Origin of the sequence: Pseudomonas sp. PICF6 (assembly GCF_009831705.1) — a bacterium.
GTDB lineage: Bacteria > Pseudomonadota > Gammaproteobacteria > Pseudomonadales > Pseudomonadaceae > Aquipseudomonas > Aquipseudomonas rhizophila.
In genome coordinates this window covers 325,205-337,239 of sequence record NZ_WUUD01000033.1, presented here as the reverse complement: position 1 = coordinate 337,239, position 12,035 = coordinate 325,205, and the positions used below count along the sequence as shown (strand labels likewise).

Annotated in this window: 13 protein-coding genes; 6 read left to right on the top strand and 7 right to left on the bottom strand. The window is 61.0% G+C overall.

Features of this window, described 5'->3' with window-relative positions:
* The 3 genes from GSM73_RS27930 to GSM73_RS24270 form a co-directional block, all read left to right on the top strand.
* Positions 1-820: RecQ family zinc-binding domain-containing protein (locus tag GSM73_RS27930; protein WP_256677078.1), on the top strand; the 820-nt coding region annotated here is incomplete at its 5' end.
* 107 nt (positions 821-927) lie between these two features.
* A complete protein-coding gene (locus GSM73_RS24275; protein WP_160894036.1) occupies positions 928-2,169 on the top strand; it encodes a 3-hydroxyacyl-CoA dehydrogenase in 1,242 nt (413 codons plus the stop codon).
* A gap of 39 nt (positions 2,170-2,208) precedes the next feature.
* The gene (locus GSM73_RS24270) at positions 2,209-2,628 is read left to right on the top strand and encodes a thioesterase family protein (protein WP_160894034.1); all 420 of its coding nucleotides are present in this window, start codon (positions 2,209-2,211) and stop codon (positions 2,626-2,628) included.
* An 86-nt stretch (positions 2,629-2,714) separates the two neighbouring features.
* Here GSM73_RS24270 and GSM73_RS24265 read toward each other — a convergent pair whose 3' ends face one another.
* The 4 genes from GSM73_RS24265 to GSM73_RS24250 form a co-directional block, all read right to left on the bottom strand.
* Positions 2,715-3,200 (bottom strand): glycine zipper domain-containing protein, encoded by a 486-nt coding sequence (locus tag GSM73_RS24265; protein WP_047226852.1) that lies wholly within the window; start codon positions 3,198-3,200, stop codon positions 2,715-2,717.
* Positions 3,201-3,462: 262 nt separating this feature from the next.
* The gene (locus GSM73_RS24260) at positions 3,463-5,811 is read right to left on the bottom strand and encodes an FdhF/YdeP family oxidoreductase (protein ID WP_047226853.1); all 2,349 of its coding nucleotides are present in this window, start codon (positions 5,809-5,811) and stop codon (positions 3,463-3,465) included.
* Entirely contained in the window at positions 5,808-6,647 is an 840-nt protein-coding gene (gene fdhD, locus GSM73_RS24255) for a formate dehydrogenase accessory sulfurtransferase FdhD (RefSeq protein WP_160894032.1), read from the bottom strand. Before fdhD ends, GSM73_RS24260 begins: the two co-directional genes overlap by 4 nt.
* Positions 6,648-6,740: 93 nt before the next feature.
* A complete protein-coding gene (locus GSM73_RS24250) occupies positions 6,741-7,628 on the bottom strand; it encodes a LysR family transcriptional regulator (RefSeq protein ID WP_076383281.1) in 888 nt (295 codons plus the stop codon).
* Between the two features lie 136 nt (positions 7,629-7,764).
* Here GSM73_RS24250 and lysM point away from each other — a divergent pair, with 136 nt between their 5' ends.
* Complete coding sequence (gene lysM / locus GSM73_RS24245) at positions 7,765-8,205, top strand: peptidoglycan-binding protein LysM (RefSeq protein ID WP_107323084.1); 441 nt, start codon at positions 7,765-7,767, stop codon at positions 8,203-8,205.
* 112 nt (positions 8,206-8,317) lie between these two features.
* Here lysM and yrfG read toward each other — a convergent pair whose 3' ends face one another.
* The gene (gene yrfG / locus GSM73_RS24240; RefSeq protein WP_047226857.1) at positions 8,318-8,980 is read right to left on the bottom strand and encodes a GMP/IMP nucleotidase; all 663 of its coding nucleotides are present in this window, start codon (positions 8,978-8,980) and stop codon (positions 8,318-8,320) included.
* An 88-nt stretch (positions 8,981-9,068) separates the two neighbouring features.
* Between yrfG and nudE the strand changes: the two genes are divergently transcribed.
* On the top strand, positions 9,069-9,635 hold the full coding sequence (gene nudE, locus GSM73_RS24235) for an ADP compounds hydrolase NudE (protein ID WP_160894030.1): 567 nt from the start codon (positions 9,069-9,071) through the stop codon (positions 9,633-9,635).
* Entirely contained in the window at positions 9,632-10,459 is an 828-nt protein-coding gene (gene cysQ / locus GSM73_RS24230; RefSeq protein ID WP_160894028.1) for a 3'(2'),5'-bisphosphate nucleotidase CysQ, read from the top strand. The genes nudE and cysQ overlap by 4 nt, the downstream gene beginning before the upstream one ends.
* Positions 10,460-10,605: 146 nt before the next feature.
* On the opposite strand, the gene GSM73_RS24225 is transcribed toward cysQ, so the two are convergent.
* Together GSM73_RS24225 and GSM73_RS24220 are read right to left on the bottom strand one after the other, a co-directional pair.
* Entirely contained in the window at positions 10,606-11,061 is a 456-nt protein-coding gene (locus tag GSM73_RS24225) for a YiiD C-terminal domain-containing protein (protein WP_047226860.1), read from the bottom strand.
* 45 nt (positions 11,062-11,106) lie between these two features.
* Positions 11,107-12,035 (bottom strand): sigma-54 dependent transcriptional regulator (locus tag GSM73_RS24220; RefSeq protein WP_160894092.1); only part of this gene is annotated, 929 nt, incomplete at its 5' end.

Sequence of the window (12,035 nt, the reverse complement as noted above, 5' to 3'; positions counted from 1 at the left end):
TTTGCTGGGGCCGCTGGCGGACAAGAGCAACATCCGGCAACTACCGCTCAAGACGCTGCTGGTGCAATTGGAACTGCGCCGGCTGATCGCGCCGCGTTATGCCTATTTCGCGGAGTATCGCTTCAAGTTTCTGATCGAGCCGCAGGCATTGCTCGAGCACTTCGAAGGGGAGCGTCAGGCGTTTGTCTCGGCCATCATCCAGACCTCCAGCCGTGCCCGTACCTGGGCCACGGTGGATTTCGACGGGGTGTACCAGCTGTATCACGCCGAGCGGAACCGTGTGGTCAAGGCGCTGGATTACTTTCAGGAGAAGGGCTGGATCGAGCTGGAAAGCAAACAGATGACCGAGGTGTATAACGTGCTTGAAGCAGGGTTCGACGTTCAGGCACTGAGCGCCGAGTTGCACGACTATTTCACCCGGCACGAGCGTGGGGAGATCGCGCGGATCCACGCGATGCTCGAACTGTTCGCCACCGATCATTGCCTCGGTTATCGGTTGGCCCAGTATTTCGGCGATGAAAGTGCACCGCAGCGTTGTGGTCATTGTTCGGTGTGCCATGGACACGTTGCCCGTCTACCGGAGCCACCACCATTACCAGTACTGGTGGACAGAGACTTCAACGCACTGTGTGGCGACTTTATCAACAGGCACGAGCAGCATACCGGCAGTGCACCCTCTGCGGAGCGGGTGACCCGGTTCCTCTGCGGCATCAGCGTGCCGTTGTTCACCAAACTGAAGGCACGGACGATTCCAGGATATGCGCAGCTGGAGGATTACCCGTACGCCGAAGTTCGCCGCTGGGTTCAAGCGGCTTTGTAATCCGCATCCATCCGATGAATGCCCGCCATCACACGAATAAATTTCAAAAATATTCTGCGGCTGACTAAGGTGAGGGCTGTCTTTGGATCGCCAACAAGAGAGCAAACATGAGCCAGACACCCTTCGATATTCAGCGCGCCGCCGTAGTCGGTGCAGGCACTATGGGGCGGGGCATCGTGATGTGCCTGGCCAACGCCGGCGTGACGGTGCAGTGGGTCGACAACAACCCGCAGATGCTGGAACAGGCGTTGGCTGCCGTGGCCGATACTTATGCCCATAACGTGCGCCAGGGCCGTATCGACCAGGGTGAAGCCGATGCCCGAATCGCCAGGGTGACGCGGGCAGATGACTACGCGGCGATCCGCAATGTGGATCTGGTCATCGAGGCGGTTTACGAGAACCTTGAGCTCAAGCAGAAGATCTTCCGCGAGCTGGACGGCTTGCTCAAGCCGCAAGCCATTCTGGCGAGCAACACCTCGGCGCTGGACATCGATGCGATTGCCGCCGTCACCCGCCGCCCCACCCAGGTGTTGGGTCTGCACTTCTTCAGCCCGGCGCACATCATGAAGTTGCTGGAAATCGTTCGTGGGGCGCAAACCTCCAAAGCGGTGCTGGACGCAGCCCTGGTATTGGGCAAGCGCATGGGCAAGGTCAGCGTGGTGTCGGGCAATTGCCACGGGTTCATCGGCAATCGGATGCTTCACCCCTATGTGCTGGAGGCGCGCAAGATGCTGCTGGAAGGGGCGTTTCCCCATCAGGTTGACGCGGCATTGCAGGGTTTCGGCTTCGCCATGGGGCCGTTTCGCATGTACGACGTCGTCGGTATCGACCTGGAGTGGCGCGCTCGGGAACTGGCGGGCAAAGGTCAGGATGCACCCGAGGTGCAAGTGGACAACCGTTTGTGCGAACTGGGTCGGTTCGGCCAGAAAAGCGGCGACGGGTACTATCACTACGAAGCCGGCAGTCGCCAGGCCGAGCATGATGTAGAGGTCGATGCGCTGGTGCAGCGAGTCAGTGAAACGTTGGGTTTTCAGCGTCGCGAGATCGGCCCCGAGGAAGTCCTCGAGCGTTGCTTGCTGGCGCTGGTCAATGAGGGCGCGAAAATCCTGCAGGAAGGTATTGCCGAGTCGGCTCATGACATCGACCTGGTGTATCTCAACGGCTACGGCTTCCCCGCGGACAAGGGCGGCCCGATGGCCTGGGCCGACCATCAGGGACTTGAAGACATCCATGCACGGCTGCTGGAACTCGAAACGAAGCAGGGGGACCACTGGAAGCCCGCGCGTCTGATCGGGGAGCTGGCGGCCCAGGGCAAGGGATTCGCACAACACCAGGCCTCAAAATCCTGAACAACGCATGAACCATTGAGCAACCGTAAAGGACACCTGATGCCCCAACGTAGCGAATACCCGCACCTGCAACCGATCACCACACGCTGGCACGATAACGACGTGTACGGTCACGTCAACAACGTGACTTATTACAGTTTTTTCGACACGGCGGTGAACACTTATCTGATCGAGGTCCGCGGCCTCGATATCCACGATGGGGAGGTGGTGGGGTTCGTGGTGAGTTCGGCTTGCGACTACTTTGCCTCGATCGCCTTTCCCGACCGGATTGAAATCGGTCTGCGGGTGGGGAAGCTGGGCAGCAGTTCAGTGCAGTATGAACTGGCGGTGTTCAAGGCGGGGGAGGAGGAGGCCTGCGCGGCGGGGCGCTTTGTGCATGTTTTTGTGGAGCGGTCTTCGAATCGGCCAGTGGCGATTCCGGATCGGTTGCGCGCCGCTTTGGAACGGCTGGTGATTTAAACGAAAAATCGCAGTCTCCTGTCAGACGCTTGAGAAGCGCTGACGAAGACTGCGATTTTCTATCGACTACTGGTTAGAGCCAGTGATCAATCGTCGTGATAGCGATGTTTGTGCTTGTGCTTGCGATGCCCGTAGGCATGGCCACGACCTGGATGGCCGTCACGGTAGTAGCGGCGATCACCCCGGCGACCGTCATAACGACGATCGTCGTCATCGTCCTTGCCCATATAGTTGCCCAGTGCACCGCCAGCGCCGCCGCCTGCTGCTGCACCGATCAGGCTGCCGGTGGTGCCGCCTACGCTACGGCCGACCACGTTACCGCCGGCTGCGCCCAGCGCACCGCCAATCGCTGCTTCGCCGCGGCTGCGTTTGTCCGCACCGACCGCACTGCCACCCGCGCCACCCAAGGCTGCGCCGATGGTGGACCCGGTGTTGCCGCCCAAGGACTGGCCGACCACAGAACCCAGAACCCCGCCCAATGCGCCGCCCACGCCTGCTTCGGTGGTGCCACCGGCAGAGGCTGCGCCACTGATCAGGCCAAGGGACAACAAGAGAATCGAGGAGAACTTCATAGAGGAGCCTCAAAGGGATGACGGCGCGATCCTGAGGCTGGCTTCGCTTGGTTACAATCGAAATCCGACGAGTAACACGACTTGTGCACAATTCGATAAGTTATTGTTTTTTGAGCGGAACTTAACAGATTTTCGCCGGTCTTTAGCTACTTCGGACAGGCCGTTTTCTATGGAAAACGGCCTTTTTTGTGGGCGATTGAAAAGCAGGATTGTGGGGAGCCAAGCCTTGCTCCCACACAACCTAATCGCCTGGCACGTTGTGTCAGGCCGACTTGGCCAGAATCAGCCCATTCTCGCTCGCCGCTTCCAGACGGATCGCCACGAATTTCGAAGTCGGGGTATGGCTGCCGTCGCCGGTGCTCTCCAACGGCACCAACGGATTCACTTCAGGGTAATAGGCGGCGGCCTGTCCGGCGGGAATGTCAAATGCCAACAGGGTAAAGCCTTTGACCCGTCGCTCGCGGCCGTCATCCCAGAGCGAGACGATGTCGGCCTTCTGCCCAGGTTTGAAGCCCAGTCGAATGATGTCCGCTTCGTTGACGAACAACACGTCACGCTGGCCCTTCACGCCGCGATAGCGGTCATCGAGGCCATAGATGGTGGTGTTGTACTGATCGTGGGAGCGCATGGACTGCATGATCAGGTCAGGCAACTGCCCGGTGGCGCGGGTGCGCTCATGCACCAGGTCGGTCGGCAACCGGTTGGGCTTGAAGTTGGCGCGGCCTGAGGCGGTGTTCCAGCGACGTGCACCGGCGCTGTTACCCAGATAGAAGCCGCCGGGGTTCTGGAGCTTTTCGTTGAAGTCTTTGAACCCCGGGATGGTATCGGCGATCAGGTCGCGGATGCGATTGTAGTCCGCCACCAGCCAGTTCCAGTCCACCGGGTGGTGGCCCAGTGTGGCGGCGGCGATGCCGGCAATGATCCAAGGCTCGGAACGCATCTGGTTCGACAGCGGCTGCAATTGGCCATTGGATGCATGGACCATGCTGAAGGAGTCCTCCACGGTCACCGCTTGTGCGCCTTCGACTTGCAGGTCGATATCGGTACGGCCCAGGCACGGTAGGATCAGCGCCTCTTTTCCATGAGCCAGATGGCTGCGGTTGAGCTTGGTGCTGATCTGCACAGTCAGGTCGCAATTGCCCAACGCCTGGAACGTCCGATCACTGTCCGGGGTGGCCTGGGCGAAGTTGCCGCCCAGAGCGATGAAGACCTTCGCCCGGCCGTCAGCCATGGCGTGGATCGCTTCGACCACGTTGTGGCCATTCTCGCGCGGCACCTTGAACTGGAAGCGACGCTCCAGCGAGTCAAGGAACGCCGCTGGCGGACGCTCGTTGATGCCCATGGTCCGGTCGCCCTGCACGTTACTGTGGCCGCGAACCGGGCACAGACCGGCGCCCGGCCGGCCGATGTTGCCGCGTAGCAGCATCAGGTTGGCGATTTCCTGGATGGTCGCCACCGAATGGCGATGTTGGGTGATGCCCATCGCCCAGCACATGATCACGTTCTTGCTGATGGCGTACATGCGCGCCGCTTGTTCGATCTCGACCAGGGTCAAGCCCGACTGCTCAACGATCTGCTCCCATGGCGTGTCATCGACCACGGCCAGGTAATCCAGTACGTCGATGCTGTGTTCGTTCAGGAACGCGTGGTCGAACACTGCAGCAGCGCCGGTGTTTTGCGCCTCACGTTCCCATTGCAGCAGGAACTTGGCCATGCCCCGCAGCACGGCCATGTCGCCACCCAGGGCCGGACGGAAATAGGCGGAGTTGGTCGGTTTGTCCCCGTTGGTAAGCATCTCGATCGGGTTTTGTGGGTGCTGGAAACGCTCCAGGCCACGCTCCTTGAGCGGGTTGATGCACACCACCTGGGCGCCGCGTTTCACTGCTTCGCGCAGCGGTTCGAGCATGCGTGGATGGTTGGTGCCCGGGTTCTGGCCCCAGACGAAAATCGCGTCGGCGTGTTCGAAATCGTCGAAAGTCACGGTGCCTTTGCCTACGCCGACACTCTGAGACAGCGCCACGCCACTGGCTTCATGGCACATGTTCGAGCAGTCGGGAAAGTTGTTGGTGCCGTAGGCGCGCACGAACAACTGATAGAGGTAGGCTGCTTCGTTGCTGGCCCGGCCCGAGGTATAGAACTCAGCCTGGTTCGGGCTGGAGAGCCCCTGCAAGTGTTTGCCGATCAGGGCAAATGCCGCTTCCCAACTGATGGGTTTGTAGCGGTCGGTTTCGGCGTCGTAGCTCAGTGGCTCGGTCAGGCGCCCCTGGTATTCCAGCCAATAGTCGCTCTGCTCCAGCAGCGACGTCACACTGTGTTTGGCGAAGAATGCGCCATCGACACGGCGCTTGGTCGCTTCCCAGTTCACCGCTTTGGCGCCGTTCTCGCAGAACTTGACCATGCCGCTTTCCGGTGAGTCGCCCCAGGCACAGCCTGGGCAGTCAAAGCCGCCGTTCTGGTTGGTCTTGAGCATCATGCGCAGGTTCTTCAGCGCATTGTCGCTGGTCAGCCAGGCCTGGGCGACGCTGATCAGCGCGCCCCAACCACCGGCCGGGCCCTTGTAGGGCTTGTAGCGCGGTACGGGTTTCTGATCGGCTTGTTGATGATTGCTCACGCTTGATTCTCCATCGCAGGGCTATAGACCCGCGGCGCACTTTTCTGCGGCAGGTGGATGAGATTGAGGTTGTGCTGGCGGGCCCACTGCACGGCAAGGCCGGTGGGTGACGACAGGCTGACCAGGGTCTGGATGCCGGCGCGCAACACTTTCTGGATCAATTCGAGGCTGCAACGACTGGTGACGATCGCCACGCCTCCGTTCACCGGGATCTGTTGCCGGATCAGCGCGCCGATCAGTTTGTCGAGCGCGTTGTGCCGGCCGATATCTTCGCGTCCCAGCAGCAATTGGCCTTGGGCGTTCATGAACAGCGCCGCGTGTACCGCGCCGCAATGCTGGCCCAGGGGCTGGAACTGGCCGATGCGTTGACGCAGGCCTTCGAGCCACTGGGCCGGTGGCAGTAGCGTGCCGGGCAGTGCCTTGAGGTTCGGTAATGCCTGCTCCACCGCTTCCACCCCGCAAAGCCCGCAGCCACTGGTGCCGGCCAGTTGTCGGCGTTGTTGCTTGAGGTTCCAGAAGGCGCGGTTGGCGATGGTTACCTGGGCGTATTGCGCAGAACCGTCGCCGCTCAGTTGCACGTCATAGATGTCCGCAGGGTCTTCAATGATGCCGCTGCCTAGGCTGAAGCCGACGATGAAGTCTTCAAGGTCAGACGGCGTGACCAGCATGACGGCCTGACTGATGCCGTTATAGGCGATCGCCAGCGCCACTTCCTCGGCCAGCGCGGTGCTGTCCGATTGGGAATGGTCCAGGTTGCAGTAGCGATAGCTCTGGCTGGCGGCTGGCGCGGGTATTTTCTCCGCAGGCGCAGAACGGACCGGAGGCTTGTCGTTCATAGGCATCACTGACAGTGGGAATAGTGATAAGACTAAATGCGGCAATCTGCCACGTCTAATCGCTATTACTGATCTATCAATAGATGACGTCGATCAAGATGTCGTTGATGATTTCTGGTAGAGGGCGAAGCAAGCCTCCGCCAAAGCCGAGCGCGGAGCGCCGCGGCGCATGATCAGACCCAGCGGGACCAGAGTTTGCGCGTCTTCGATGGGCTGGATGCGCAAGTCTCGGGTCAGCATACCCAGGCCACTGTTCAGCGGCATCACGGCGCAACACAGTCCGCCGTGTACGGCTTGTAACAATTGATGCACCGCGTCGGTTTGCAGCAGAGGGCGGGGTGTGAGGCCCCGACTGTGGAAGTTGTGGTCGATGGACTGACGAAAATGCATGCCGCTGGTGAGCATGCCCAGGGGCAACTCGATCAGCGCTTCCCAGCTCAGCGGCTGCTCGCCGAAATAGAAGTATCGCTGGTCAAATAGCAAGCCCATGCGCGTATGGTTGAAGGGCAGGGCGTCGAAGCGCTCGGTGTCCAGGCGCTCCAGATAGGAAATGCCCAGGTCGATGCGGTTGTTCGCCAGTTGTTCGAGGATGCGTTCGGAGCTTAAGGATGACAATTCGAAATGCAGGTTAGGGTGCTCGCTGTGCAGCCGCTGCATCATCGACAACGGATCGAAGTCCGACAATGGCACCACTCCCAGGCGCAGGGTACCCACCAGGTTGCCACGGCAGGCCGCCGCTTCGGCCTGTAGACCGTCATAGGCCGCCATGACCGTGCGTGCCCAGGCCAACACCCGCTCCCCCGGAGCGGTGAAACCTTCAAAGCGCTGGCCTCGATTGACCAGCGGCAGACCCAGCTCTTCCTCAAGGCTGCGCAGGCGCATTGACAGGGTCGGTTGGGTGATGTGGCAGCGCGCGGCCGCTTGGCCGAAGTGGCGGGTTTCGTCGAGCGCGATGAGAAATTTCAGCTGCTTGATGTCCATCTTCGTTCCAGGGCGCGGGAAGGTTGGGATTCTAGCGCTTTGTGCGCGGCAGGGTCATTGGTCGGCTGGGAACCGGGTTCGTTTGGCTTGGTCTAGGCTTTTGCGTCTGGACACTTAAACCCAAGGAGCGTGCACCATGAGTATTTTTAGTTTTGTGAAGGAGGCCGGCGAAAAACTGATCGATCTGCTGACTCCCGGTAATGCCAACGCCAGTGAGCAACTGAAAGAACACATCAGCAAGGTTGGTCTTGGTAACCCGAATGTTCAGGCGACCATTGAGGGCGATAAAGTTACTGTTATTGGTGAGGTGGGTAGTCAGGAGGAGAAGGAGAAAATCCTGCTGGCGGTAGGCAACATCGCAGGTGTGGGCAGTGTTGATGATCAGATCACGGTAACCGGGCCAGTCGCCCAGGCCGCTCGCTTTGTTACCGTAAAAAAGGGCGACACACTCAGCGCCATCTCCAAAGCCGAATATGGCGATGCGAACAAGTACAACAAGATTTTTGAAGCCAACAAACCGATGCTGTCGCATCCGGACAAGATCTATCCGGGGCAGGTGCTGCGCATTCCCGAATAAAGCTTGAGGACCGCATTGTCTTCATCGCGAGCAGGCTCGCTCCCACACTGGATCTGTGGCGAACAAGGAACCTTGTGAGAGCGAGCCTGCTCGCGATGCTAACGGCCGGCGATCAAAGCCCGGCAATCAAATCCCGATAATCCCCCAACGCCTCGAACTCCCCCGTATCCTTCGGCCCCTTGCGGCTGTCCGGTACGCTGACCGCCAGCAGGTGTGCCACGCCGAATTCCCGGGCGCTGCGCAGCACTGGCAAGGTGTCGTCGATAAACAGGCTGCGGGCCGGGTCGAAGTTCAGATCGGCTTGCAGGGCATCCCAGAACTGCGGGCTTTCCTTGGGAAAACCGTAGTCGTGAGAGCTGATCAAACGTTCGAAGTAAGGGGCCAGTTCGATGCGTTCCAGCTTCAGGGACAATGAGTCGCGATGGGCGTTGGTGATCATTACCACCCGTTTACCCGCCCGCTGGATCGCCGCCAGGAACGTGTCGGCGTCCGGGCGCAGGGCAATCAGGTGCGCGGTTTCCAGCTTCAGTTCGCGCACCGGCAGTTTCAGCTCGGTGCTCCAGAAGTCCAGGCAATACCACTGCAATTGGCCGGCGTTGCGCTCGAACAGCGGCTGCAGCTCCAGCTCCGCCATGGCCCGGCTCACGCCATGCAGTTCGGCGTAGCGTTGGGGCAAGTGTTCCATCCAGAAATGGTTGTCGTAATGCAGGTCCAGCAGGGTGCCGTCCATGTCCAGCAGCACCGTATCGATCTCGTGCCAGGGCAGCAAGGCCATAAAACTTCTCCAGCGGTAATCGGATATCCGACACAAACAATCAGAATAGGCCGGGTATAGTAGCCCGCTATCGCCCAGGGAGCCGTTTATGCGCCAGAAACCCACCATACTCGATCGACGGATCGTCGCCACCAGCCGCCTGTTTTGCGTGGAAGAACTGAAACTGCGGTTTTCCAACGGCGTGGAGCGCACCTATGAGCGTTTGGCGGGCAAGGGCGCGGGTTACGGCGCGGTAATGATCGTGGCGATGCTCGACGCCGATCACGCCGTGTTGGTGGAAGAATACTGCGGCGGCACCGATGCCTACGAATTGTCCCTGCCCAAGGGTTTGATTGAGCCGGGTGAAGACGTGTTGGCGGCTGCTGAGCGGGAGCTTAAAGAAGAGGCCGGTTTTGGTGCGCGTCAATTGGAGCACCTGACTGAACTGTCCCTGTCCCCCGGCTACATGAGCCAGAAGATCCAGGTGGTGCTGGCGACCGATCTCTATGAAGAGCGGCTGGAAGGCGACGAGCCTGAGCCGATGCGCGTGGACAAGGTCAACCTGCGTGAGTTGTCGGCCTTGGCGCAAAACCCTCAATTCACGGAGGGCCGGGCCTTGGCGGCGCTGTACCTGGCCCGTGACCTGCTGACCCAGCGCGGAGCGTTCCTGTCATGAATTTCCCCCATCCTCTAATGGCCCCTGTGGTCGAGCTGGCGCTCAAGGCCGGTGAGGCGATCCTGCCGTTCTGGCGAGCCAATGTGCAGGTCAACCATAAGGCCGACGCATCGCCGGTGACCGCCGCGGACATGGCCGCTCACGATGTGATCGTGGCCGGGCTGACCGCGTTGGCGCCGGATATTGCAATCCTCTCCGAAGAGGACGCCAATATTGCGCAAAGCGTGCGCGCCGGTTGGCAACGCTGGTGGCTGGTGGACCCGCTGGACGGCACCAAGGAGTTCATTTCCGGCAGCGAAGAGTTCACCGTCAATATCGCACTGATCGAGCAGGGGCGGGTGGTGTTTGGCGTAGTGTCGATGCCCACCAATGGTCGCTTTTACGTCGGTGGCGCGGGGCTTGGTGCCTGGCGTGGCGACAAGGGGGGCGAGCCGTTGCCGATCGAAGTGCGTAACGTGCCGGCGCCGGGTGATGCTTTTACGGTGGTCGCCAGCCGTCGCCATACCAGCCCGGAGCAAGAGCGTCTCTTGGGCGGCTTGAGCGAGAGCCTGGGTGAGTTGCAACTGACCAGCATCGGCAGTTCGTTGAAATTCTGCCTGCTGGCCGAGGGCGCGGCGGATTGCTATCCGCGACTGGCGCCGACGTCCCAGTGGGACACCGCCGCCGCCCAAGGCGTGCTGGAGGGTGCGGGCGGCGAGGTGCTGGACCTACGCGGCGAGCCGTTCTGCTATCCGCCGCGGGAGTCGCTGTTGAATGAATCCTTCCTGGCGTTGCCGGCAAAGGCGGCGTGGCGTGGGAAACTGCTGGAACTGGCCCGCTCCTGAATCGACTGCCCCTTGCTGGACCTGGGACAGTTGTTGTGGCGAGGGAGCTTGCTCCCCCTGGGCTGCGAAGCGGCCCCAATGCGTCTGCTGCGCAGCCGAGCGGGAGCAAGCTCCCTCGCCACAGGGGTTTTTGTGATGCTCGGGGGTCAGCGGTGCAACACGTACTGCCCCACAAATTGCACCGCTGGTGCTTCGCTCCCGGCATTTATCACCTGGGTCTGCAAGGTCAGTCGTGCGCGTCCGTAGCGCCGGTAGGTGGCCAGAAAGCGTTTCCAGACCTTTTCTTCGGGAGCCTGGCAAATGACTGTGGCGTCCCTCGTGACTGGCAGTGGATAGCTGATCTGCCCTTCCTGAATGACGATATGCCCGTCCTCAATGCCCTCTTCGCGCAGGGCCAGGTGCAGCCAGCCCCAGCCGCCCAGCACTGCGCCGCAGTACAGGCTGCCGCCGAACATGGTGCTCTTGTGGTTGACGTTGGCCTCCAGCGGTAAAAACAGGCGCAGTTGCCGGGCCTGCCAGTCGAGCACCTTCAGGCCCATGTCCCGCGTCAACGGGATGTCGTGGTGCAGGATCGATTCCAGGTAGCGGCTGTCGCGGTTCATGCAGGGCCTCTTTTGAAAGGGAAGATGGCAATCACTCAAGCAGACTCAGTCGGACTCATCGGCATGGCCCTGGCTGTCGCCGAAGTTCAGCCCATGCTTGCGTAACTTGTCGTGCAAGGTCTTGCGCGGAATGCCCAGGGCTTCGGCGAGGCTGCGCACCGAGCTGTGAGGGCGGGCCAGTTCGGCGGCGATCAGGGTTTTCTCGAAGTTCTCCACCTGCTCGCTCAAGCCGCCGCTGATCACTTCGACCGGGGCACCGGGGCTACCGTCGGGCGCGCTGTTGTCCAGGGCCAGTTCCAGACCCAGGGCAAAACGCTCGGCGGCGTTCTGCAATTCTCGCACGTTGCCCGGCCAGCTATGGCGCAGCAGCAATGCCCGTTGGGCCGGTTGCAACTCGTGGGGCGGCAGGCCGTGACGGGCGCTGGCTTCGTCGGCGAAATGCTGGAACAGCATCAGGGCATCCTCACCGCGTTCACGCAGCGGGGGGATACGCAACGGCGCGACGTTCAGGCGGTAATACAGGTCGGCGCGAAAACGACCCTGATCAGCGGCCTGACGCAGGTCTTCCTTGGTGGCGGCGATGACGCGGATGTCCAGCGGGATCTGTTGATTGCCCCCCAGTCGTTCCACTACTCGCTCTTGCAGCAGCCGCAGCAGTTTGACCTGAACGTCCAGGCTCATGCTTTCGATTTCATCGAGAAACAGCGTACCGCCGTTGGCGAACTCGAACTTGCCGATGCGGCGCTTCTGCGCGCCGGTGAAAGCGCCGGGCTCATGACCGATCTGCTCGCGCAGGCGCAGTATCGAGGGTGATTGGCCGACGAGCCGGGCGCTGAGTTCATGGCGGTCGCTCAGGGCCAGGCGCAGGCTGCGGTTGTCCAGTACCAGGCGCCGCAAGGCCAGGGCCCGGCGCACGCTGTCGAGCAGGTGATCGCTGGGGAAAGGTTTCTCAAGGAAGTCATAGGCTCCGGCGC